This is a genomic window from Pseudomonas sp. RA_105y_Pfl2_P56 (assembly GCF_963970845.1).
GTDB classification, from domain to species: domain Bacteria; phylum Pseudomonadota; class Gammaproteobacteria; order Pseudomonadales; family Pseudomonadaceae; genus Aquipseudomonas; species Aquipseudomonas baetica_A.
Genome location: NZ_CAXAPL010000008.1, coordinates 18,788 through 42,187, shown reverse-complemented (window position 1 = coordinate 42,187; position 23,400 = coordinate 18,788). Strand labels below are relative to the sequence as shown.

At 57.1% G+C, this 23,400-nt stretch carries 19 protein-coding genes; 11 read left to right on the top strand and 8 right to left on the bottom strand.

Annotated features, from left to right (window positions below; genetic code table 11):
• Position 1: 1 nt before the first annotated feature.
• Positions 2-850 carry a triose-phosphate isomerase gene (gene tpiA, locus AACY11_RS07815; protein WP_339465025.1) on the bottom strand — a complete coding sequence of 283 codons (849 nt, stop codon included), beginning with the start codon at positions 848-850 and terminating at the stop codon, positions 2-4.
• On the opposite strand from tpiA, the gene AACY11_RS07810 reads away from it, so the two are divergent.
• From AACY11_RS07810 to AACY11_RS07780, 7 genes are all read left to right on the top strand, one after another.
• Entirely contained in the window at positions 849-1,046 is a 198-nt protein-coding gene (locus AACY11_RS07810; protein WP_339494315.1) for a hypothetical protein, read from the top strand. The genes tpiA and AACY11_RS07810 overlap by 2 nt on opposite strands.
• A 99-nt stretch (positions 1,047-1,145) precedes the next feature.
• Positions 1,146-1,754, top strand: a complete 609-nt coding sequence (locus tag AACY11_RS07805) for a hypothetical protein (RefSeq protein WP_339465023.1) — start codon at positions 1,146-1,148, stop codon at positions 1,752-1,754.
• Positions 1,755-2,318: 564 nt separating this feature from the next.
• The gene (locus AACY11_RS07800; RefSeq protein ID WP_339494313.1) at positions 2,319-4,244 is read left to right on the top strand and encodes an IucA/IucC family protein; all 1,926 of its coding nucleotides are present in this window, start codon (positions 2,319-2,321) and stop codon (positions 4,242-4,244) included.
• The gene (locus tag AACY11_RS07795) at positions 4,234-5,442 is read left to right on the top strand and encodes an MFS transporter (RefSeq protein WP_339494310.1); all 1,209 of its coding nucleotides are present in this window, start codon (positions 4,234-4,236) and stop codon (positions 5,440-5,442) included. Before AACY11_RS07800 ends, AACY11_RS07795 begins: the two co-directional genes overlap by 11 nt.
• 14 nt (positions 5,443-5,456) lie before the next feature.
• Positions 5,457-7,562, top strand: a complete 2,106-nt coding sequence (locus AACY11_RS07790) for a TonB-dependent receptor (protein WP_339464182.1) — start codon at positions 5,457-5,459, stop codon at positions 7,560-7,562.
• A gap of 373 nt (positions 7,563-7,935) precedes the next feature.
• Positions 7,936-9,033, top strand: coding sequence for a carboxynorspermidine decarboxylase (locus tag AACY11_RS07785; protein WP_339464183.1), 1,098 nt, complete (start codon positions 7,936-7,938; stop codon positions 9,031-9,033).
• 28 nt (positions 9,034-9,061) lie between these two features.
• A complete protein-coding gene (locus AACY11_RS07780; RefSeq protein ID WP_339464184.1) occupies positions 9,062-10,297 on the top strand; it encodes a saccharopine dehydrogenase family protein in 1,236 nt (411 codons plus the stop codon).
• Between the two features lie 89 nt (positions 10,298-10,386).
• On the opposite strand, the gene AACY11_RS07775 is transcribed toward AACY11_RS07780, so the two are convergent.
• From AACY11_RS07775 to AACY11_RS07745, 7 genes are all read right to left on the bottom strand, one after another.
• Positions 10,387-11,019 carry a hypothetical protein gene (locus tag AACY11_RS07775; RefSeq protein WP_445261492.1) on the bottom strand — a complete coding sequence of 211 codons (633 nt, stop codon included), beginning with the start codon at positions 11,017-11,019 and terminating at the stop codon, positions 10,387-10,389.
• Entirely contained in the window at positions 11,019-11,717 is a 699-nt protein-coding gene (locus AACY11_RS07770; protein WP_339464186.1) for a hypothetical protein, read from the bottom strand. Before AACY11_RS07770 ends, AACY11_RS07775 begins: the two co-directional genes overlap by 1 nt.
• Before the next feature lie 53 nt (positions 11,718-11,770).
• Positions 11,771-12,532, bottom strand: coding sequence for a phosphate ABC transporter ATP-binding protein PstB (gene pstB / locus AACY11_RS07765; protein WP_339494393.1), 762 nt, complete (start codon positions 12,530-12,532; stop codon positions 11,771-11,773).
• Between the two features lie 76 nt (positions 12,533-12,608).
• Positions 12,609-13,502, bottom strand: coding sequence for a phosphate ABC transporter permease PstA (gene pstA / locus AACY11_RS07760; RefSeq protein ID WP_339464187.1), 894 nt, complete (start codon positions 13,500-13,502; stop codon positions 12,609-12,611).
• On the bottom strand, positions 13,502-14,467 hold the full coding sequence (pstC, locus tag AACY11_RS07755) for a phosphate ABC transporter permease subunit PstC (RefSeq protein ID WP_339494308.1): 966 nt from the start codon (positions 14,465-14,467) through the stop codon (positions 13,502-13,504). The genes pstA and pstC overlap by 1 nt, the downstream gene beginning before the upstream one ends.
• Positions 14,468-14,542: 75 nt before the next feature.
• Positions 14,543-15,574, bottom strand: a complete 1,032-nt coding sequence (gene pstS, locus AACY11_RS07750) for a phosphate ABC transporter substrate-binding protein PstS (RefSeq protein ID WP_339464189.1) — start codon at positions 15,572-15,574, stop codon at positions 14,543-14,545.
• 198 nt (positions 15,575-15,772) lie between these two features.
• Entirely contained in the window at positions 15,773-16,381 is a 609-nt protein-coding gene (locus AACY11_RS07745; RefSeq protein ID WP_339494306.1) for a dTMP kinase, read from the bottom strand.
• Between the two features lie 212 nt (positions 16,382-16,593).
• On the opposite strand from AACY11_RS07745, the gene AACY11_RS07740 reads away from it, so the two are divergent.
• The 4 genes from AACY11_RS07740 (at position 16,594) to AACY11_RS07725 (ending at position 23,359) form a co-directional block, all read left to right on the top strand.
• Positions 16,594-18,396 (top strand): sensor domain-containing phosphodiesterase, encoded by a 1,803-nt coding sequence (locus tag AACY11_RS07740; protein WP_339494304.1) that lies wholly within the window; start codon positions 16,594-16,596, stop codon positions 18,394-18,396.
• Positions 18,397-18,540: 144 nt separating this feature from the next.
• Positions 18,541-20,946, top strand: coding sequence for a glucose/quinate/shikimate family membrane-bound PQQ-dependent dehydrogenase (locus AACY11_RS07735; RefSeq protein ID WP_339494303.1), 2,406 nt, complete (start codon positions 18,541-18,543; stop codon positions 20,944-20,946).
• Between the two features lie 369 nt (positions 20,947-21,315).
• Positions 21,316-21,996, top strand: coding sequence for a response regulator transcription factor (locus AACY11_RS07730; protein WP_339494302.1), 681 nt, complete (start codon positions 21,316-21,318; stop codon positions 21,994-21,996).
• On the top strand, positions 21,974-23,359 hold the full coding sequence (locus tag AACY11_RS07725; protein ID WP_339494301.1) for a sensor histidine kinase: 1,386 nt from the start codon (positions 21,974-21,976) through the stop codon (positions 23,357-23,359). The genes AACY11_RS07730 and AACY11_RS07725 overlap by 23 nt, the downstream gene beginning before the upstream one ends.
• Positions 23,360-23,400 lie beyond the last annotated feature (41 nt).

The window sequence follows — 23,400 nt, the reverse complement described above, 5'->3', positions numbered from 1 at the left end:
GTCACTGTTCCTTTGGGAAATTGGCGGAATGAGCAGACGTGGCCGTGCTTGCCTGGCAGATCGCAAGAAAATCCGCAGACTTCTGGCTGGCGCCGCCGACGAGGACACCACCGACTTCCGGCAGCGTGAGGATGGAGTGGGCACTGGCCGGTTTGACCGACCCGCCATACAGGATGCGCAGGTTTTTACCCTCAGCCCCCAGACTCTGGGTCAGACAGGCCCGGATGTGCGCATGCATTTCAATGATTTGTTCGCACGTTGGTATGTGGCCCGATCCGATCGCCCAGAGAGGCTCGTAGGCGATCACCGCGTTGGACGCCGTCATGCCTTCAGGCACGCTCCCGGCGATCTGATCACCACAGACGGACATGGCGTTCCCTGCCAGCCGCTGTTCACTCGTTTCACCGATGCAGATGATTGCCAGAAGACCTGCGCGCCGCGCCGCTTTTGCCTTCCTCGCCACGATTGCATCGGTCTCCGCGTGATGTTGGCGGCGTTCCGAATGCCCAACGATGACCGCGCTGGCGCCGGCCCCCTTAAGCATCTCTGCGCTGAGGTCGCCGGTAAAAGCCCCCGAAATATCGCCACTGCAATCCTCACCGCCAATGGCGATGCGGCCAGCGGCCGTCAACACCGCTTGCGCAATCAGCGTCGCGGGCAGGCACATCAAAACCTCGACCGGTGGCTGCTTCGTTTGCACCGAAGTCGCCACCGCTTCAACTTCACTGAGCTGGGCCACCATGCCATTCATCTTCCAGTTGCCGGCGATCAGCGGCTGCCGGTACTTCTGGAGCGACACAGGATCGACATTGGGCGGATGAACCGCTTGTGCTGGGTCAAGCATCGTCATGAAAACCATCCCGCAAGGCTCATCAATAAGGCTCGACGATGCGCTTGAACAGCGCTTTGTTCTGTGCGCCAGCGCACGCTGCGCTCGACTCGTGTTATTGCCCAAGCTCAACGACAGGAGCGAACTGAAAGGCAAGGGCGGTGAAGCGGTAGGTCGCGTCAGCAAGGACTTAGGCAAGCTTCTTGTTTATAACTAAACTAAATTGCTATTTAGTGTAGTTATATCTTCAGGTTATTAGTTTCCACTATTAGGAAGGCTACAATTTGCTTCAGCAACGAAGAATAACGAGGATCAGATGACCATACCTGTAACGATTGATTGTTGTGCATGGGACTTTTTTTTCGACAATAACTACGACCTTTGCGTCGAGTTACCTGCTGAGAGATTTTCTTTGTTCATCACTCGCGAGGTTGAATTAGAGCTGCTTCAGATCCCTGACGAGTCCAAGCAAGGTGTTGATAAGCGGCCCTTGAAGGAGTTCATCCGCAATAGCATCGAGCGCCGTCAGGTTGAGACCACCTGCGTGTTTGGTTTTTATTGTGGAGAAAGCCCCGATGATCCTGCTCGTTATGGCGGCTTTGGCCAAGGCACCTTTGAATCTGATATCGAGCGAGATTGGCGTCAGCGCGAGAATACTAAGCGTTATGTGATCGGCGCTTCGAAGAGTAAATCCTCGGTCCTGAGAAAAAATGAAGCGGACGTTTCTCAGGCTGTGGCCTCACTGAGTTCAGTTCTGATCACCGTTGACCAGAAGAAAGGTGCAAAGCTAGGAAAGAAAGGTCCAATCCATGATGCAGCTATCAATGGTGGCCGGGTCGTATACACCGGAGATTTCAAGAGCAGTGGCTTGACGTTGGCCGACTTCATCGAAAAGCGTTTTGTCGAGCCTAGCGGCACTTCATGATCGAGGCTTTGGCCTGGCTCGAAATCTGACCAGCAGAGCCCCCCAAGCCCGCATAGGAAGGTACGCATAATGTATATTATGTTAAACCAGATGCCATGTTAGAAATGTTCATTTTCACTTATCCCCGGTCGGTTTTGCACAAACCCCCGTTTCTCAAGATATCAACCCCTTACCCTCCCATCCTTACACCTTCCATTACGTTGCTCTGTCAAGAAACTGCGTTTTCGCCGCTGGCGCCTCGAAAGCTTGAATTCTTGATGCTCAAAACCTCGCAGGCCCGAGGCGCCTTTTCAACCTGCCGCAGTTGCTGATTCTCTTCTTGAAGCGACGCTACCAACGGCACGGTTTCTTGCTTACGCAGATCGACTAAAGCGGCAGCCTATGGCGACGGACGTTGTACCCGGCAGCCCGAGATAATTCAGCACGCAGCCAATAAGCATTACGCGCTAAGCAATAACGGCGCATTCATGAGTGCTAATAACAACAGTTATCATTGGCGTTTGTGTTTTTGAAGCGTATTATCCGCACGCTTTGTATCTGAATCATGTCCATAAGGAGTCGGGCTTGACGCACAGTAATCCGGAAAAACAACAGCTATTGCTCTCGCGCTGGAGTGAGGCGCTCGATACCCCCGCCTTTAGAGCCCATCGCATCACGCTCGATCATTTGACCAATGCACTGGAGCCCGCGTCGCAGCGTAGCTTCCAACGTCTGATCCAGGCGCTGTTTCGCGAAGATCTGATCAAGCCCGACGACTGTGAATACGACGAACACAACCACTGTTGGTTACCGCTTGAGAATGGTGCCCGTCTTTGTTTCGAACACTTGTCTGCCGGGCGAATGAACAGTTGGGACGTGCGTGGCAGCATTACGCTGCACAGCCCCGCAAGCCTGCCGCAAAAAATCCTGCTGCCCTCTGAATTGCTGGCCCAGCTCAGCACCCAACTCAACCCTGCTGCTTCACAGGAAGTACTGGAGCGTCTGGCCTTGGAGCTCGATGACAGCTTCAGCAATGACACGCTGTGCCTGGCCTTCCATCACGACTGGACTCTCCAGCTCAAGAGCCGGATCGCCCCGGACTACGACGACAACTTGTTGGCCTGGCTCAAAGACAGCAGCGCGTTGGAGAACCCGACCTCGCTGTTGGAGCAATGGGGCACGCTGGGCCATCCCTGGCATCCGAACTACAAGACCAAACTCGGCCTCAGTGCCTCTCAGGTGATCGCCTTCTCGCCGGAATTCGAGGCGAAGTTTCCGATTGTGCTGTGCGCTTTGCACCGTCAATACGCCCACGTCGAATCACTGACAGGTACGCCGGATTATTGGGACTGGTGGCAAGGCAATTTCCCACTGGCCGCCGAACACCTGCACGCTCATTTGCAAAGCAGAGGACTGGATGCAGCGGATTACCTCCCACTCCCCGCGCACCCTTGGCAAGCCCATGAAGAGTTACCACGCTCATTTGCCAATGAGATCGCCGACAACCTGCTGATCCTGACCGATATCGTCGCGTTCACCGCACATCCCACCATGTCGTTTCGCACTGTTGTACCGGGTGCCAGCTGCACCGCGCCGATGGTCAAACTCCCGGTGGCGTTGCGTCTGACCAGCGTGCAGCGCACCGTCTCGCCGCGCTCGGCGCGGATGGGACCGCGTATCAGTCATTTGTTGCTGAAAATTCTCGACCAGGAGCCGCAGATCCAGCGCTTGCTGAACATCGTGCCGGAACGTATCGGCGTGCATTACGCGCCGCAACCGGCCGATGATGAACGCTCACGGCATGCCGCCGTGCTTTACCGGGACAACCCGCTGAGCCTGTTGCAAACCGGTGAAATGGCTGTTCCGGTCGGCAGCCTGTTCGCGATGGATGAGCATCAGCAGCCATTACTTCGTCAGTGGGTGCGCCTGGCCCAGGGGCGTGATGACAGCGAAGCCATGCAGGCATTCTTTCGCCATTACCTGTCGATTGCCGTACCGAGTCTGCTCGGCATCTATCTGATGTATGGCGTGGCCTTCGAAGCCCACCAGCAAAACAGCTTTATGGTGATGGGCGCCGACGGGCAATTGAGTCGCCTGCTGCTGCGCGACTTCGGTGACATTCGAATTGATCGCAAGACCCTGCATGCCCATGGCCTCGATATTGAGCTGCACGACCCGAAGATGACGCTCTACGACGAATCAGGTTTTGTCCGGGACAAACTCCTGCACACCACATTCATGTGCCATTTGGGTGAACTGGCCCTGCTCTGCGCCCGTCATTGGAGCGTGCCGGAAAACCTCCTGTGGGAAGAGTTGGCGGCGCAGGTCAGTGATTGCTTTGACGCATTGCGCGAGCGCGTCGAACCGCAACGCTGGGAAACCGAACGTCAAGCCCTGCTTGTGCAGGACTGGCCGGCCAAGTCATTTATGCGCATGCGCTTGCTCGACAGCCACGCCGACATTGTCGGCCGTCTCAGCAACCCACTGAAAGTCAGCGCCCATGGCGGCTAACGGCAGCGCTTTAAGGCTGTTGGTGCTGATCCAGTTGATTTCCATGGGTGCCATGGAGATGAGCGGCCCGTTCTGGCCCTTGCAAATTCAGCATCTGCTCGGGCCCGAACAGGCCCGTTACACTGCACTGCTATCCGCCATGGTCTATGCCGGCCCAATGCTTGCGGCCATGCTCTTGACGCCGTTGTGGGGCCGTCTGGGTGACCGCACCGGACACAAGCCGATGATCGTTCGGGCATTGCTGGCATTGGCGCTGTGCCAGGGGCTGGCGGCCATTACGCTCGATCCCTGGTTGTTGGTCGCGATCCGGGTGATGCAAGGCGCACTGGCCGGCTTTCTAGCCGCCGCTCAGGCGTACGCCCTCGCCTGTTGCGCCAGCTCGGATCGCGGACGAACCCTGGCGCGATTGCAATCGGCAACCGCGGTCGGCTCGTTGGTGGGGCCGGTGCTGGGCGGTTGGTTGATGGACGTCTCAGGGTTTGCCCTGCTCTGCTATGGCGCCACGCTGATTTGCCTGCTGTGTGCGTTGGGTAGTCTCTTTCTGCCGGCCGATACGGCGCGGCCAGCACAGAAAAAAACGTCTGCCCGCGCGGCCTTGCCGAAAGGCTGGATGGGCGGAATTTTGCTGGTGATCGTGCTGATCCAGGCCGCCAAGATGATGCCTCAACCCTTCTATGCGCTGTACGTCGCCAATGTACTGCAAGCGCCCGGCTGGCTGATTGGCGCTACCTACGCCGCCAGCGCCGCAACCCTGGCCATTTCCGCGCCGCTGTGGGGGCGGCTGTTCGATCGCTGGCAACCGGCCTATACCCTGCGCGTCATCGAAGGCGTCGCTTGGTTGTGTGCATTGACCCTCGCCGCGACCGCACTGGCTAACGAATGGATCGGCTTTCTCGCCACCCGACTGCTGTGGGGCCTTTGGCAAGGTGCCTTGCTGCCAGTGGCCTATGCCCTGATCGCCAATACCGTTTGCCCCACCAGGCAGGGTTTTGCCCTCGGCCTGGGCAACAGCGCGGCGAAAGCCGGCGCTCTGCTGGGTGCCGTCCTGGGCGGCATCGGCATGGGGCTGGTCGGGCTGGACCATAGCTTCTGGCTGGTGGCCCTGACCTACGCCTTGGCTGCTTTGGGTATCCGCGCGGTACGAGCTTCAACTGCGATGCAGCCCACCGCTTTCTCTACCAACACTCATCACAACTAAAAAAAGACTACATCATGACCCGAACCAAGCTATCCCTGTTGATTGCGCTGCTCAGCTCCTTCAGTGCCCAGACCTGGGCTGTGGAATCCGAGAAGCCAGGTACCCTGAACATGCAAGCTACCGTCGTTTCGGCCACCCGCAGCGAAGCGAGCATTGCCTCGATTCCCGGCTCGGTACAAGTTATCGACGAGCAACAGATCCGTGAACAAAGCGGCGCCGGTCGTCGAGTGTCCGACATCCTTGGCCAACTGGTGCCGGGGATAGCACCGCCCACTGGCGGTATGAGCAACTTCGGCCAGACCCTGCGCGGGCGCAACATTCTGGTATTGGTGGACGGAGTGTCGCAAAACGCTACCCGAGACAACTTCCGCCAGTTGAACAGCATCTCGCCCGCCAGCATCGAGCGCATCGAAGTGGTGTCCGGCGCAAGCAGCATCTACGGTGCCGGCGCTTCGGGCGGCATCATCAACATCATCACCAAGCGCAACCAGGGCCAGGACGTCGCGTTCAGCAGCAAACTGGGAATGAGCAGCGGTAACAACCTCAACCGTAAAGGCTTCGTCTACGAGGCGTTCCAGAGTGCGACAGGCCGTCAGGACGCACTGGACTGGTATGTTTCGGCAGACATGACGCAACGCAACGACCAGTTCGACGGCAACGGCAACCGCATTCCTCAGGACACGTCCCAAGGCAGCAACATGGACACCGAAACCTATGACCTGCAAGGTCGATTCGGGTATGAACTGGATGCCGACAAGAAGCTCAACCTGTCGCTACAAGACTACAAGGACCAGCAGGACACCGGGTACACCAAAGCCTCGCGCAATGGTGAGGCCGTCGCGGTCCAGGGTTTGAAACTCGACGACCAGCCCTACACCCATAACCAGGCAGTCAATCTCAACTACGCCGACAAGGATTTCTACGGCCAGGGTCTGCAAGTCGAAAGCTACTGGCGTCGTGCCGATGCACTGTTCTTCCCCGACCTGTCACGGGGCAAGGCCGGCGTTTCGGACAACAACAGCGTGCAAGACGTATATGGCCTGCGTGCGGCCATCGACACCCCGCTGCCGTCGATCGGCGATGCTACCGGCAATCTGGTCTGGGGCGCCGACTACGACCACGAACGCTCTCGTCAGCGCGGCGACCAGTACCGGGTCAACGGTCTGAACTACACCAAGACCGGCACCACCTATGAACTGGGCCCGGACACCGAAACCACCACCAAAGCGCTGTTCGGGCAAATGTCCTGGGACATCGGCGACTGGACCCTGCGCGGTGGCATACGGCGCGAGTGGATCGAAAGCGAAGTCTCCGACAGCATCGCCTACGGTGAAATCGTCCAGACCGGCAAACGCGCGACCTTGCCCGGCGACACTCTCAAATATGATGCGACCCTCTACAACCTGGGTGCGGTCTATCACCTGAGCGCAAACCAGGACATCTTCGCCAATTACAGTCAGGGCTTCTCGCTGCCCGACATCCAACGCTTCCTGCGGGACGTCAACAGTCGCTTCGATATTCAGACCCTCAACGCCCAAGCGATCAAGGTCGACAGCTACGAGTTGGGCTGGCGCGGCAATTGGGACAAATGGCAAGCCGACGTCACCCTGTATGAGAACACCTCGGACGTCACCCAGTTCTTTGACGCCAACGATCGTGTGTTACGCCTGATCAACCAGAAGGAACGCGTGCGCGGCATCGAGAACAGCCTGACGTATCGCCCGACCGAGCACTGGTCGGTGGGCGGCACTTACGCATGGGCCAAAGGTGAAACCCAACAGAACGGCAAATGGATCGACCTGCCGGCCACCCGCATTTCACCGGCCAAAACTACGTTGTTCGTCGGTTTCACCGAGGACGACTACAGCCTGCGTCTGCAGGGTATGCATCTGTCCAGCTACGATGAGGCTGCCAAAGACAACAACGGCCGCGAAATCCAGGGCTATACCCTGGTGGACATGCTCGGTTCGGTGGAGCTGCCGGTCGGCCGACTTGAAGGCGGGGTCTACAACCTCACCAACCGCACCTACCAAAACCTCTTCGCCCAGGCCAACGCCCGTGCGCCTTTTGCCAATGCCGAAGGGCGTACGCTGAGCGTCAGCTACTCGGTCGACTGGTAACTCAAGGGGTATATAACTTGTGAACTGTCATCGTTTTTTAAACGATGACAGTTCACAAGCGCTCGCACTGACCGAACATATCCGGGCTTTCTTTCGGTCAGACTGCGTTGCTCTTTGCCGACGCTCCGCGTAAAAAAGTCTGTCCCTAATCGATCGTGCAAGAAGCATTGGATGCTGGCGTTACACACGACACATGGTTTGACGACCTGATCTTCCATCTTCGGCTCAGCTAATGAGTCGCCCAAACACTAGCACCCAGGCCTCACTGCGCGCCCTGCCCCATCCGACTCGCTAGCTTCTGCTCTTTCGATATGCCGTCAGTCCGGGCACAATGCGCATCCTTTTTTTGGCTGGCCGTGCCGGAGGCCTCGAAATGATCAAAACGCCGTACTACCTCATCGACAAACAGAAACTGCTGACGAACATGCAGAAGATCGCCTATGTGCGCGAACAGTCCGGGGCAAAGGCCCTGCTGGCGCTCAAGTGCTTCGCTACATGGTCGGTGTTCGATTTGATGCAGCAATACATGGACGGCACCACATCGTCGTCGCTGTACGAACTCAAGCTCGGTCGTCAGAAGTTCGAAGGCGAAACCCACGCCTACAGCGTGGCCTGGGCTGACGATGAGATTGAGGAGATGCTCGACAATTGCGACAAGATCATCTTCAACTCCATCGGCCAGTTGCAACGCTTTGCCGAGCGCTCTGAAGGCAAAACCCGTGGCCTGCGCGTCAACCCGCAGGTCAGCAGCTCTGATTATCTGCTGGCCGACCCGGCGCGTCCGTTCAGTCGTCTGGGCGAGTGGGACCCGGTTAAGATCGAAGGCGTCATCGACCAGATCTCCGGCTTCATGTTCCACAACAACTGTGAGAACGGCGACTTCAGCCTGTTCGACCAAATGCTCTGCACCATCGAAGAACGCTTCGGTGAGCTGCTGCACAAGGTCAGTTGGGTCAGCTTGGGCGGTGGTATTCACTTCACCGGCGAAGGCTATGCGCTGGATGCGTTTTGCGCACGGCTCAAGGCGTTTTCGCAAAAGTACGGCGTTCAGGTCTACCTGGAACCTGGCGAAGCGGCGATCACCAACAGCGCCTCGCTGGAAGTCACGGTGCTCGACACCCTCTACAACGGCAAGCACCTGGCGATAGTGGACAGCTCCATCGAAGCCCATTTGCTTGACCTGCTGATCTATCGCCTCAACGCTAAACTGGCGCCGAGCGAGGGTGATCACACCTACATGGTGTGCGGTAAGTCGTGCCTGGCCGGGGACATCTTCGGTGAGTATCAATTTGATCGTCCGCTGGCCATCGGTGACCGGCTTTCATTCGTCGATACCGCGGGCTACACCATGGTCAAGAAAAACTGGTTCAACGGCCTGAAAATGCCATCCATCGTTGTGAAACAACTCGACGGTACAGTCGAAGTGGTTCGCGAATTTGGTTATGAAGACTACCTGTCCAGCCTTTCGTAAACGGACAGATACAGGAGAGAGAAAGCAATTGAAAAAGAACGTTCTTATCATTGGTGCAGGAGGTGTCGCTAAGGTGGTGGCCCACAAGTGCGCGCAGCACAACGACGAACTCGGTCGTATTGCTATCGCGTCGCGCAACATCTCCAAGTGCCAGGCCATCATCGACAGCGTCAAGGCCAAGGGTAGCCTCAAGGTACCCGCCGACATCTGCGCCTTTTCGCTCAATGCACTGGATGTTGAAGCAACCAAGGCGCTGATCCTGAAAACCGAATCACAGATCGTGATCAACGTCGGTTCCGCGTTCCTTAACATGTCGGTGCTGCGTGCCTGCATCGATACCGGAGTGGCCTACCTGGACACCGCCATTCACGAAGAGCCAGGCAAGGTCTGCGAGACCCCGCCGTGGTACGGCAACTACGAGTGGAACCACCTGGATGAGTGCAAACAGAAGAACATCACGGCCATCCTCGGCGTGGGCTTCGACCCAGGTGTCGTCAACGCTTATGCAGCGCTGGCGCAACAACAGTATTTCGACAGCATTGATTCGATCGACATTCTCGACGTCAACGCTGGCTCCCATGGCAAATATTTCGCCACCAATTTCGACCCGGAGATCAACTTCCGTGAGTTCACCGGACAGGTGTGGAGCTGGCAGAACAGCCAGTGGACCAGCAACACCATGTTCGAAGTCAAGCGTACCGACGACCTGCCGGTAGTCGGCTCGCAGAATCTGTATCTGACCGGCCACGATGAAGTGCACTCGTTGTCCAAGAATCTCGACGTGCCCAATGTGCGTTTCTGGATGAGCTTCGGCGAACACTACATCAATGTGTTTACGGTACTGAAAAACCTCGGTCTGCTCTCCGAGCAACCGGTCATGACCGCCGAAGGCCTGGAAGTTGTGCCGCTCAAAGTGGTGAAGGCCGTGCTGCCTGATCCGAGCTCGCTGGCGCCCGGCTACACCGGCAAGACCTGCATCGGCGATCTGGTCAAGGGCACCAAGGATGGTCAACCGCGCGAGGTGTTTATCTACAACGTGGCCGACCACGAGGAAGCCTACGCCGAAACCGATAGCCAGGGCATTTCCTATACCGCTGGCGTACCACCGGTAGCCGCAGCGTTGCTGGTCGCCCGTGGCGAGTGGGATGTGCAGCGAATGGCCAACGTCGAGGAACTGCCGGCCGAGCCGTTCCTCAAGGCGCTGGATGTGATGGGCCTGCCGACCCGCATCAAGGACGAGAACGGAGACCGTCCCTGGATCTGAAGCGACTGAGGCTCACAACATATAGCTGAGCTTCATTGCCTGCTCCAAAAACGCCGCTCACTGAGCGGCGTTTTTGTATGTATTAAAAATCAGGAGGGTACGGCTTCTGGGCGTTGTGGCGCTGCGGTGTTGCTCCTGAGCTGCTGCCAAGCGAGCTGCGCCTGGACTTGGGCGACGGCATCCAGAACTCTCTGCGCCCAGCGCTCATCCTCCGGATGCACGACAACCACGCGAAAGCCATGATCATGCCCTTCCGTGCGCACGCCCTCGGAGTCATCGACATGCAAGTCGATATCGAAGGCCGGCGGAAATTTCGACGGGCCTTTTGACAGCCCGTTGTTCATCAGCGCACGGTTATGCAACACACTGTTGACCACCCCGTCGACACGGATGCCATATAGCAACAACCAACGCCTGATGTAGGACGGTGTCCGGCCGGACGACGTATAGACCCAGATACTGCAGCCTTGGCGACGCAACTCTCGGGTCAGAGCGCGGGTTCCGATGCGCAACGGTTCTCCCAGCCAACGATGAACACAGGCCGGCAACCAGCTCTGCTCGACTGCGCAGTGGTGGAGTTGGCAGGCCAGCGTGTCATCGATATCGAACGAAACCCGGATGCGCTGACGTCTGGATACGTGCATCGCGATAGCACACCGCAACGCTTGCCATACTCGGCTACCGGAGGCTCGATACTTGGCGGGTATTGGATACCAGTTCATCAATTTCCCCCCTGGAAGACGTGCAAGGCCCTGTCGTTGAGAAAAAAACTCATCGATTCAGGCGCCTGATTTTCCAGGAAGGCTGCATATTTTTTTTTGATCTTGGGCAATTCGTACAACGCCTTGACTCCATGCTTTGCAGAGTTGCGTATGACCGAGGATGGGTTGAAGTAGCCCTCGGCGTTTTCCAGCGTCAGCACGAACGGAGGCAAACCGGCGCGCATGAGCAAATAGCTCACCAGGAGCGACCCCGTGCGGTTATTGCCTTCAATAAACAACTGCGGCTTGCTGAGGATTCGCACATAGACACCGGCCGCACGCTTCCAGACTGATTCGCTGCGATACGCGCAGTACCAATTGAACAGGTCCTTTATTCCTCCCTCAACGTTGTTGAAGAAGTGTTCCTCGGTGGCGGCCAGATGTTGAGCATACTCCTGCCGACGCACCGGGTCTGTGCCACAGAGCACGGTGGCATTGATCTCCAGCATCAGGTTCAGTTGCTGAAGGTCGAACAGGTCGACGCCGCTGGCGACATAGCTGTCAATCAACGCATAACCTTCAAGCACATTGTGCAGCACTTCGTCAGTCAAGGGATCGCGCTGCTCGGTAAAGTGCCTGCTGAGCTCGCAGAAGCGACCCTGCACCTCTCGCAGGGCGCGTTCAATGGCAGACAAATCCAGACGACGCGTTACAGACATTGGCAATCCTGAGAAACGGTGGATAAGAAGGTAAACAACCGGACGTTGGTTGTTTAGCTGAACTTGCCGCTGATGTAATCCCCTGTCATTTGTTCGCGCGGGTTATCGAAAATCTGCGCCGTTGGGCCCATCTCAACCAGATAGCCGGCGCGCGTGCCCTGGGAAATATCAACTGAGAAAAAGGCCGTCGTATCAGCAACACGGATGGCCTGCTGCATATTGTGGGTGACCAGAGCGATGGTGTAATCCTTCTTCAACTCAACCATCAGCTCCTCGACCCGTCGGGTAGCGATCGGGTCAAGTGCAGAACAGGGCTCGTCCAGCAACAGGACTTCCGGTTCGGTCGCGATGGCGCGAGCGATGCAAAGCCGTTGCTGCTGGCCTCCGGAGAGTGACAGGCCGCTGACCTTGAGCTTGTCCTTGACTTCATCCCACAACGCCGCGCCCTGCAAGGCGTGCTTGACGCGGTCACCCAGGTCGCCCTTGTAGCGGTTGAGGCGCAGGCCAAACGCAACGTTGTCGAAAATGCTCATCGAGAACGGATTCGGTTGTTGAAACACCATCCCGATGTAACGCCGCACGACCACCGGATCAACGCCCTTGCCATAAACGTCTTGCCCAAGGAAATGCACGTGCCCTTCAAACCTAAAGCCTTTGACCAGATCGTTCATCCGGTTGAGGCTGCGCAGCACCGTGCTTTTGCCGCAACCAGACGGACCGATGAAGCCGGTGATTTTGTTTTTTTCGATGGGGACATGGCTGTCACGTACCGCCATGAAGTTGCCGTAGAAAATCTTGTCGAGCTTGCAGTCCATGACCACAGGCGTCTGGGTGACAAAAGGAGCGGCTATTGGCGCAGTTGATACGTTCAAAATTCAGATGCTCCCGTTTTCAATACTTGGGCTTGCCGAAAATGCGGCTCAGAATGTTCACGACCAGCACGATCATCACCAGCACCAGCGAAGCTGCCCAGGCGAGTTCGAGTTGGTTGTCGAATGGCATGCCGGAGAAGTTGTAAATCAGCACGGCGAGCGATGCTGTCGGGTTCATGACCGCCAGGCTGCCGTCGTGGAAGATCCAGTAGTTGCTGAACAACGCGGTAAACAACAACGGCGCGGTTTCGCCCGCCGCACGAGCCACGGCCAGCATGACGCCCGTCAGGATCGCCGGCATACCGGTAGGCAATACGATTTTCCAGATGACCTGCGAGCGGGTGCAGCCCATGCCGTAGGCGGCATCCTTCATGATCTTGGGCACCATCTTCATCGACTCTTCAGCCGTGAGTACGACGATGGGCAACATCAGTACCGCCAGCGCCACGCCGCCCGCCGGTGCCGAGTAAGTACCGGTGGTCATCACCACCAGCGCGTAGGCAAACACCCCGGCCAGAATCGATGGCAGGCCCGTGAGCATCTTGGCGGCAAAGCGCGAGGCGTTTGCCAGCTTGCTGTCCGGCCCCAGTTCAGCCAGAAAGATAGCCGCCATGATGCCGACCGGAACCGCGATTGCCGCGGCGATACCGACCATGACGAAGGTGCCTGCCATCGCGTTGCCGAAGCCTCCGCCGGTCTCGAACCCGGTTGGCGGCAGTTCGGTGAAAACCTCCAGGCTCAGGCGTGCCCCTCCCCGCGTGATCAGCATGTAGAGCACGGAAATCAGCGGCACGCTGGCCAGTAGAGCGCCAGCCCAGACCAGTGTCGTCAGCACCAGGCTGCGCAGGGCACGGCCTTCAAACCGGCGCTGCAGGCTCGGCATCGCGGTGATAGGAGATGTGAGATCAGTCATTATTTGGTACCCCGCTGGGCGTAGACCATGATCATTGATCCGATAATGTTCACCAGTAGCGTGATGAACATCAGCACCAGTGCGGCGTACATCAACACTTCGATCTCGTTCGGCCCGGCTTCGGGGAAATTCAGCGCCAGCAAGGCCGCCAGCGTATTGGCTGGTGCAAACAGAGAAAGCGAAATGTTGTTAGCGTTGCCCACCAGCATGGCCAGCGCCATGGTTTCACCCAGTGCGCGGCCCAGGCCGAGAACCAGCGAGCCGAAAATACCAGTGGCCGCGGAGGGCACCATCACCTTGAGAATCGCTTCCCAATGGGTGGTCCCCATGCCGTAGGCGGCCTGCTTGGTTTTCATCGGGACACCGGTGAGGGCGTCCTGCGAAACGGCGGCTATGGTCGGCAGAATCATGATGGCCAGTACCAGCGCCGCAGGAAGCAGTCCAGGCCCGCTCAAGGACGTGCCAAAAAAAGGTATCCAGCCCAGCTCGCTGTTCAGCCACGCCGTGAGCGGACGAATCGCCGGGATTACCACGTAAATGCCCCAGAGGCCATAAACGACGCTGGGGATGGCTGCCAGTAATTCGACGATGGTGCGAAACACGGCTGCCAGCTTCGCCGGCAGGAAATCCTGGGTCAGGAAAATCGCCATGCTCACGCCGAAAAACCCTGCGATCAGCAACGCGATCAGGGCGCTGTACAGCGTGCCCCAAATGGCCGGCAGAATGCCGTATTTACCTTGGTTAACGTCCCAGACGGATCCCAAAAGCACATCCAGACCGTGCTTTTCCATGCCAGGAATGGCCTTGCGTCCCACTTCAAATATGAGCGCAAAGACCAACGCCAGAATCAGAACCCCCCCTATTCGCGCTAGCGCACGGAAGATGCGATCAACCAGGAAGTCCTTTGCAGAGGGCGGCTGGCAGGCGGAAGCCGGGTTAACCGGTACGACAAAAGGTGTGTTCATTGGCGAGTTCCGGATCAGAGGGGGGAACTCCCCCGGCATGGCTCACCGCGCATACCGAGAGAGGCCTCGCGAGCGTTACTGAATATTGGCGGAGGCTTTGCGAACCTGATCGACGATCGATGGCGGCAAGGGGATGTAGCCCATCGAGTCGGCGATTTTCTGCCCTTCGGTCAGGCTGTATTCGACCATTTCACGCATGGCCTTGGCTTTGGCCGGGCTCTCGTTGTGCTTGCGGAAGATCATCCAGGTGTAGGAGGTGATCGGGTACGACTTGGCGCCGTCCGGATCCGGCAGCCAGGCCACCAGGCTTTCGGGCATTTTCACCGCTGCCAGGGCCTCGGCACCGCTTTGAGCGTTAGGTACAACGTAATTGCCGGCCTTGTTCTGCAGTTGGGCAAAGTTGACCTTGGCCAGCTTGGCGAAACCGTACTCGATGTAGCCGATAGCGCCCGGAGTCTGGCGCACGGTAGCCGTCACACCATCGTTCTTCGGCGATTTGATGAATTTGTCACTGGCCGGCCAGTTGACGGTGTTGCCTTCACCCAAGTCCTTGTGAAACTGCGGGTTGATCGCCGACAAGTGCTTGGTGAATACCGCTGTGGTACCGCTGGAGTCTGCACGCACGACAACGGTGATCGGCATATCAGGCAGTTTCACGCCCGGGTTTGCTGCGACGATCTGCGGGTCGTTCCACTGGGTGATTTTGCCCAGGAAAATGTTGGAGTAAACGTCGCGTGGCAATTTGAGCTCTTTAGGGTTGCCCGGCAGGTTAAATGCCAACACGATTTCACCCGCGGTCATCGGCAGCAACTGCGCACCTTCGGCGACCTTGGCGATGTCTTCGTCTTTCATCGCCGAGTCACTGGCGGCGAAATCAACGGTTTTATTCAGGAAGTCCTGCACACCCGCCCCGCTGCCCTTGGATTGGTAATCCACAGTGACACCTTCGGTTTTTTTGCTGAAATCCTTGAACCAGGTGAGGTAGATCGGTGCCGGGAAGCTGGCTCCCGAGCCCGTGAGTCGGACGCTTTCCGCTGCGAAGGACATTGAGGTCGCCAAAAGAGATGCGGTAACGGCAAGCGCAGCAGACTTCATCAAACGTATCATCGAGGAAACTCCTTATAAGGGTTCCCGAACACTGCAGCATTTTCGTGAAGCTTTGATGAACGTTGGATTGCAGGATCTCGTCTCGACTTGAAGTGGTCTATGAAAACGGCCACCTGCTTAAGCGAGCATATTCGCCAGATCGAGCTGTCGGATGCCCCGGCAACGTCGTCCGTTTTCTTTTGGAATATCCAAAAATCATCAAAGAACTCTGTAAATCTCAGAAACCACCTGCATCGTTGCGTCTTCGATCGTTCCTTCGTTACGGCATAGCACCCAGCCGTTTTCTGCAATCGCTTGCTCGAATGCCTTGGTACAAGCGATCTGTTCTTCCAGCGTATGGATCACCGTACTGCTCAGTCCACGCCGTCGTGTCGCAGCCCTGGCCCATGAAATATCAGGGGCGGTGACAACCCCGACATGCACGTCTGGCACTCGCACGGCTCGATCAATGTTCAACTGTAGAATCTCTGCAAACGGGACTATCCGCCGAAACGCGGCCTCAGACGGGTACCAGCGATCGATCAGGATGATGCTGTCCGGGGGGTGTTTATCCAGCACGTTTCGGGAAATCCAGTGACGGCTATCGGCAAAGCGCTCACAGACCCTCAATTCCAGATCCCGGGAGGGATGCCGGACGAACTGGTTAACGAGAGCCATTGTTTCACCTCTGTAGGGATCGCTTTTTTTCTCGCAGAGCCGGATCACCTTTTTATTGTCAGCCCTCAGTGCTTTTGTAACGGCTTCCAACAGCGTGGTTTTACCAGTCCCCTTGGGCCCGTCCAGAGAAACAAACAGCGGACGATTCATTCTTCACATAACGATTGATGTACGGTTTTTTTGCCCGACCGTTCGCGGAAACCGCTTGGCGCGACGGCACGAATCGAGCGAGGGGTCTTATGAGCAGACATTGGCGGACACTCTATCCTGTTGGGGAGGGCTGGTGAATTGGAGAAATAACATCATAATGATGGCCATGCCTGATACTTTGTCGAAAGAACTCAGCCACTGCGAGGGATATCATGGGCGAAGGCGCTCCCATTCCGCCGAATGAAATTGAACGGCTAAAAGAGGTCGAAAAACTGTGTCCAACCGACTGCGAAGACGACGATGTCTTCGACAAGATCGTCGCGATGACCTCTGCGTACTACAACGCACCAATAGCACTGATTTCAATCGTCGATAAACACCAGCAGTGGTTCAAGGCACGCGTGGGGCTTGAAGAGACTCAGACACCCAGAGAGGCTTCCTTTTGCGCCTACTCTACGCTGGACAACACCCGGCTGGAGGTGTTGGACGCAACACTTGATACCCGTTTCAAGAACAATCCGTTGGTCACGGGGCATCCGCATATTCGTTATTACGCGGGTGCGCCACTCATTACGGAGGATGGTTTTACACTGGGAAGTCTTTGCATCATTGATACCGTTGCACGCTCTCCCATGAGTGATCGTGACGTGACGATGCTCAATGCCTTCGCTGAATTGGTCATGATGCGCATACGTGGTGTGCGATCTCGCAACTTCGTGGATCAACCCACCGGCCTGTTCAATCGAGTGAGGTTTGAGGAAGATATACGTCAAGCGATAAAGATCAAAGACGCCTGCCAGATCTATGCGATTGACGTCATTTCGCCAAAGTTCCTCAACGATATAGTGAAAGCACTGGGTTATAGTTTTTCAGGAGACCTGATCCTGGCTATCAAGTCCCGACTACAGAAACTGTTACCTCAAGACTGCTTGCTTTATAAAATCAGCCCGACGCGCTTTGGCTTCATTCTCAAGGGTGATCAAACGGCTGAGCCTATTTGCGAAAGCATCCTGCATAACTTCAAAAAACCGGTTGAATGCCACGCTATCCCCATTTTGATGCAGGTGGGGATAGGTGTGCTGCCTGTTCTAGAATCGGAAGATCCCCAGCAGGACTGGCTGCGTCTGGTCGTCAGCGCTGCAGATGAAGCCCGTGACCGCCAGTTGGGATGGTCTCTTTATGAGCCGCAATTTGATGCAGCGCAACAACGCGCCTTCAGGTTACTCAGTTCGTTACCTGAAGCGGTCAACGCGGACAAACAGTTCAGCCTCGTGTATCAGCCCAAAATAAATCTATCGTCAGGAAACTGTGATTCAGTCGAAGCATTGCTCCGTTGGACTCATCCGACGCTCGGGAACATCAGCCCTGCTGAATTCATACCTTTGGCTGAGAAGACCGCACTAATACCCTCCATAGGAATATGGGTGCTCAACGCGATTGTGCAACAAGCCGTTGTTTGGAAAGCACAAGGTTTGAGCCTGCGGATAGCGATGAATATAAACGTCAGCGATCTGGAAAGCGCAGAGTTCGTGGACGAGATGATTCATGAGGTTCAACAGCACGATTTGGCCCCTGCCAGCATTGAACTTGAGTTCACCGAAAGTATGCTGATGACAAACCCTGAAGAAGTCATACGGCAGCTGGAGCGTGTTCGTCAATTTGGCGTAGAAGTGGCCGTTGACGACTTTGGCTCCGGATACAGTAACTGGGCGTACTTGAAGGAACTTCCAGCCAACACCATCAAACTTGATCAATCGCTGATCAGCGGGCTGGGCAGCAATCAAAATGATAAGAAACTCGTCAAAACCCTCATAGGGTTGGCGAAGGGACTTGGCTACCGGGTGGTTGCGGAAGGTGTAGAAAACGGAGAAATCCTCGATCTTTTAATCCAGTGGGGATGCTCGGATGCACAAGGCTACTTCATAGCCAAACCTATGAGTGCGAAGGCTTTGGAAGCCTGGATAGGACAAGGAGGCTATGGAGCAGGTACCCGTCCGGCAATCGACGAACGGTGATTGGCGTCCTGAGGGCACGCACGCCCCCCCCCTTCCCTTGAGCGGTTGATTGCTCTGCGTACGGCGCTTCACTTCGAAATTATGTTTTAACCAGATAGTTACCTATCTATATACTGCCCGCCTCATTTCGACGGGACATTCAACGTGAAGCAGAGTCAACGCCTCTCGGGCGTATCAACATTCATTCTGGTCGGGCTAGGCGTGATCATTGCCCTCCTCGGTCTGGCACTCGCTGTTGGCGGCGTGAAATTGGTCAGTCTGGGAGGTTCCTTGTACTTCCTGGTGGGTGGGCTGGTGATGGCGGCCTCCGGTCTGCTGATTGCTCGCTTCAAACCGGCCGGTGCCTGGTTGTTCGCAGCGTTTCTGGTGGGGACAGCGATCTGGGCAGTAAACGATGCCGGCCTGGTGTTCTGGCCAGTGTTCTCGCGCCTGTTCATGTTCAGCGCAGTGGGACTGGTCGTCACGCTGGTCTATCCATTATTGAAACGTGCCAACGGCGGCGCTCCGGGGCGCGGTGCTTATGCCGTTGCCGGGGTACTGGCGGTCGGTCTGGCCTTGGCCGCCGGCAACATGTTCGTCGCGCACCCGACGGTTGCAGCTACGGGCACCGGCCCGGGCCTCACGCCGGTAGATCCGCAAAAAACCCAGAAAGACTGGGCTCACTACGGCAATACCGAGGGCGGCAGCCGCTTTGCTGCACTGGATCAGATCAACCGCCACAACGTCGACAAGTTGCAAGTGGCGTGGACCTATCACACCGCAGACGTCGCCGAGAGCGACGGTAACGGCGCCGAAGACCAGCTCACTCCACTGCAAATCGGCAACAAGGTGTTTATCTGCACCCCGCACAACAATCTGATTGCGCTGGATGCCGACACCGGCAAGGAACTCTGGAAAAACGCCATCAACGCCCAGTCAAAAGTCTGGCAACGTTGCCGTGGCATGGCCTATTTCGACGCGACTGCAGCAGTTGCCGAGTCGGGTAGTTCACCCGTTGCCGTAGGCCAGCCAGCGCCAGTTGCCAACTGCCAGCGCCGTTTGCTGACCAACACCATCGACGCTCGCCTGATCGCCGTGGATGCCAACACCGGCGAGTTCTGCCAGGGTTTTGGCAACAATGGTCAAGTGGATCTCAAGGCCGGTCTGGGCGATGTCCCGGACAGCTACTATCAGTTGTCCTCCGCACCGTTAATGGCAGGCACTACCGTGGTGGTTGGCGGTCGCGTGGCTGACAACGTGCAAGCCGACATGCCGGGCGGTGTGATCCGTGGTTTTGATGTGATCACCGGCGCCATGCGTTGGGCTTTCGACCCGGGCAACCCGCAGGATAAAAAGGCGCCGGCAGACGGCAACACCTATGTACGCAGCACGCCGAACAGCTGGGCGCCAATGTCTTACGACGCGGCCACCAACACGGTCTTCCTGCCCATGGGCAGTTCCTCCACCGACATCTATGGTGTCGAGCGCAGCAAGCTGGATCACACCTACGGTGCTTCGATCCTGGCCCTGGACGCCAACAATGGCGAGGAAAAGTGGGTCTTCCAGACGGTCCACAACGACCTCTGGGATTTCGATTTGCCGATGCAGCCGAGCCTGATCGACTTCACCAAGGACGGCAAAACCGTACCGGCGCTGGTCATCGGTACCAAGGCCGGGCAGATCTACGTGCTGGATCGCGCCACTGGCAAGCCGCTGACCAACGTTGAGGAAGTGCCGGTCAAGGCAGCGAACATCCCTAACGAGCCTTACTCGCCTACCCAGCCAAAATCGGTCGGCATGCCGCAGATTGGTGCCCAGCACCTGACCGAGTCGGACATGTGGGGGGCCACGCCTTACGACCAACTGTTGTGTCGTATCGATTTCAAATCGATGCGTTACGACGGTTTGTACACCGCGCCAGGCACCGACAAATCCCTGAGCTTCCCGGGCTCGCTGGGTGGCATGAACTGGGGCAGCATCTCCACTGACCCGGTGCATGGTTTCATCTTTGTGAACGATATGCGCCTGGGTCTGTGGATTCAGATGATCCCTTCGCAGAACAAGGGGCAGGCCACTTCCGGTAGCGAAGCGCTGAACACTGGCATGGGCGCCGTACCGCTCAAGGGCACGCCTTACGCGGTGAACAAGAACCGCTTCCTGTCGGTCGCCGGCATTCCTTGCCAGGCGCCGCCGTTCGGTACGCTGACAGCCATCGACATGAAGACCCAAAAAATCGCCTGGCAAGTACCCGTGGGTACCGTTGAAGACACCGGACCTTTGGGTATTCGCATGCACTTGCCAATCAAGGTCGGTCTGCCGACGCTCGGCGGCACCCTGTCGACTCAAGGAGGCTTGATCTTTATTGCCGGCACTCAGGACTTCTACCTGCGTGCCTTCAACAGCGGCAACGGTGAGGAAATCTGGAAATCCCGCCTGCCGGTCGGCAGCCAGGGCGGCCCGATGACTTATGTGTCGCCCAAAACCGGCAAACAGTACATCGTCATCACCGCAGGTGGCGCTCGTCAGTCGACCGATCGTGGCGACTACGTAATGGCTTACGCGTTGCCGTAAGGCACTGCACTCACCCGCGCTCTTGCAGAGCCGGGCTGACTGTCATGCGCGGTGCCCAAGGGCACCGCGCTGCATTTGTATATTGATCCGGTCTACAGCAGGAAAATCCAGTGATTGCGAGCTGCTCGTTTCACTTGTTGCGATCTGATCAAAGGCCACATTCGTCTGGCCAATTCGCCTACCCTCCCCCGCAAAGCTGACACAGGCCGTGCACTTGAACTTAAATGGGCACCCGCACGGCAGACGACGGCGTTAAGGTGGGTTAAATAATTTTGATGTTCGGCTTGATCGCAGATCACCAGGGTATGCCTGTACTGGGCGTCGACATTACGTCGCAATGGCCGAAAACAGATTCCAATGGAGGAAAACATGAGTTGCGCGTTGGTCATAGAGGACGACAAGGTGACGGCACAAGTCATCATCGCTGAACTCGAACGTCACGGGTTCAGTTCAAAATGGGCCGCTACCGGACGGGACGGACTGGCCTCGGCGATTGCCGGTGGTTTTGACGCCATTACCCTGGATCGCATGCTTCCCGACTTCGATGGACTGACGATTGTCAGCACATTGCGCAGCCTTGGGATTCAGACGCCGGTGCTGATGATCAGTGCACTGTCCGACGTCGATGAGCGCGTTCAGGGTCTGCGAGCGGGCGGCGACGATTATCTGACCAAACCCTTTTCCGCTACCGAGATGGTTGCGCGACTTGACGCATTGCTTCGGCGCACCCATGCCGACGCCAGCCATCCGCAACTCAGTTGCGGGAACCTGCGACTGGACCTGGTCGAGCACAAGCTGACTCGAAATGGCGAACCCATCGGGCTGCTGCCCACCGAGTTCAAACTGCTCAACTACCTGATGCGCAGCGCCGGCCAGTTGGTCACCCGCACGATGCTGTTCGAAGAGGTTTGGGGGTATCGATTCGACCCTGGCACCAACATTATCGATGTCCACATTGGTCGGCTGCGCAAAAAGCTTGAAGGCGATGAAGGGACGCCCGTCATTCATACGATACGCGGTGCGGGTTATGTCCTTGCTGCCAAAAACTGAGCAATGGCGCTCCTCAGGTAGTCGTTTGATCGGGTTCTATGCCCTGTTTTTCGTGGCCTGGGGTGCGCTCTTTACCGGCGTGTTGTACTGGAAAATCTCCCACTACCTGGGAACCGTTGCAGAGCGAACACTACTGCAGCGCGCCCACTACTATCAAAAGATCGATGACGAAAAACTGGTGAATGAACTGGCGGCCAGTGAAGCCTTTTCAACCCCCGGAATCGATGCCTACGGGTTGTTCACCGCCGAGGGGCAGCACGTTGCCGGAGACCTGCTCAAACTGCGCTCCAGCCTGCCCGATGATGGCAAGGTTCATTATCTGGAACGTGGGCTGAGCATTGCGCTACCCAATAAAGAAACCCGCAGCAGTTATGCCTTGTTAGCACGACGCCCCGACGGGCACATGCTTATCCTGGCGCGTGACGGTGGTTCGATTTCTGCCGTGGGCGGGATTATCGAACAGGCCTTGATGTGGGGTTTTTCGTTGACGCTGATTCCCGGATTAATCGGCTGGCGCCTATTGCGGCGCCGGCCGTTGCGGCGTGTCAAACGTCTTCAGTTGTGTACGGAAAGTATCGTCTCAGGCAACCTGGCTGAGCGCCTCCCCCTCTCCGCTCGCCGTGATGAACTGGACATGCTGGCCAATGCCGTCAATACAATGCTCGACCATATCGAGCAATTGATGCACGAAGTCAAAAGTGTCTGCGACGGGGTTGCCCATGATTTGCGCACACCACTGACACGTCTGCGCGCCAGGCTTTATCAGCTCCAGCAACTGCCACTCGACCTTGATCACCAGCAGACATTGAACCAGGCCCTTGAAGAAAGTGAATCGATCATGGTGCGCTTTCAGGGCTTGCTTCGGGTCGCCGAACTCGACGATATCCGCCGACGCTCGGCATTTGCGCCGTTTCCGATCATGGCGCTGTTGCAACAGGCACATGAGTTTTATGAGCCTATGGCGCTGGACCGTTCGCAGACACTGTCCCTGCAGATCACCAGTGACTTGCCCAAATTGGTTGGGGACTCATCGCTGCTGTTTGAGGCGCTGGTCAACTTGCTGGATAACGCGATCAAGTTTACGCCGCAGGGCGGGCATATCACGTTGCGCGGCAGCATCGAGGATTCAACGGTTGTCATTGAAGTCGCCGACGATGGGGCCGGGATACCCGAGGCGGACCGCTCGCACGTCATTCGCAGGCTCTATCGAGGGGAGGCAAGCAGAATGCAGCCCGGACATGGCCTGGGCTTATCGTTGGTCGCGGCCATCGTCAAATTGCACGGCTATTCGCTGGATATTCAGCCTGCCGCGACGGGACGTGGCACCCGCGTGCTGATTCATTGCCCGATGGCCCCTGCCTGAATGTCGGGCTATTCGTACCGGAACATTAAATTAAACTTAAC

What these genes read in the sequence shown, in the direction of transcription:
- AACY11_RS07810 (WP_339494315.1), top strand. Translation starts at nt 849, where the DNA reads ATGAAAACCATCCCGCAAGGCTCATCAATAAGGCTCGACGATGCGCTT.
- tpiA (WP_339465025.1), bottom strand. Translation starts at nt 850, where the DNA reads ATGACGATGCTTGACCCAGCACAAGCGGTTCATCCGCCCAATGTCGAT.
- AACY11_RS07805 (WP_339465023.1), top strand. Translation starts at nt 1,146, where the DNA reads ATGACCATACCTGTAACGATTGATTGTTGTGCATGGGACTTTTTTTTC.
- AACY11_RS07795 (WP_339494310.1), top strand. Translation starts at nt 4,234, where the DNA reads ATGGCGGCTAACGGCAGCGCTTTAAGGCTGTTGGTGCTGATCCAGTTG.
- AACY11_RS07790 (WP_339464182.1), top strand. Translation starts at nt 5,457, where the DNA reads ATGACCCGAACCAAGCTATCCCTGTTGATTGCGCTGCTCAGCTCCTTC.
- AACY11_RS07785 (WP_339464183.1), top strand. Translation starts at nt 7,936, where the DNA reads ATGATCAAAACGCCGTACTACCTCATCGACAAACAGAAACTGCTGACG.
- AACY11_RS07775 (WP_445261492.1), bottom strand. Translation starts at nt 11,019, where the DNA reads ATGAACTGGTATCCAATACCCGCCAAGTATCGAGCCTCCGGTAGCCGA.
- AACY11_RS07770 (WP_339464186.1), bottom strand. Translation starts at nt 11,717, where the DNA reads ATGTCTGTAACGCGTCGTCTGGATTTGTCTGCCATTGAACGCGCCCTG.
- pstB (WP_339494393.1), bottom strand. Translation starts at nt 12,532, where the DNA reads ATGGACTGCAAGCTCGACAAGATTTTCTACGGCAACTTCATGGCGGTA.
- pstA (WP_339464187.1), bottom strand. Translation starts at nt 13,502, where the DNA reads ATGACTGATCTCACATCTCCTATCACCGCGATGCCGAGCCTGCAGCGC.
- pstC (WP_339494308.1), bottom strand. Translation starts at nt 14,467, where the DNA reads ATGAACACACCTTTTGTCGTACCGGTTAACCCGGCTTCCGCCTGCCAG.
- pstS (WP_339464189.1), bottom strand. Translation starts at nt 15,574, where the DNA reads ATGATACGTTTGATGAAGTCTGCTGCGCTTGCCGTTACCGCATCTCTT.
- AACY11_RS07745 (WP_339494306.1), bottom strand. Translation starts at nt 16,381, where the DNA reads ATGAATCGTCCGCTGTTTGTTTCTCTGGACGGGCCCAAGGGGACTGGT.
- AACY11_RS07740 (WP_339494304.1), top strand. Translation starts at nt 16,594, where the DNA reads ATGGGCGAAGGCGCTCCCATTCCGCCGAATGAAATTGAACGGCTAAAA.
- AACY11_RS07730 (WP_339494302.1), top strand. Translation starts at nt 21,316, where the DNA reads ATGAGTTGCGCGTTGGTCATAGAGGACGACAAGGTGACGGCACAAGTC.
- AACY11_RS07725 (WP_339494301.1), top strand. Translation starts at nt 21,974, where the DNA reads ATGTCCTTGCTGCCAAAAACTGAGCAATGGCGCTCCTCAGGTAGTCGT.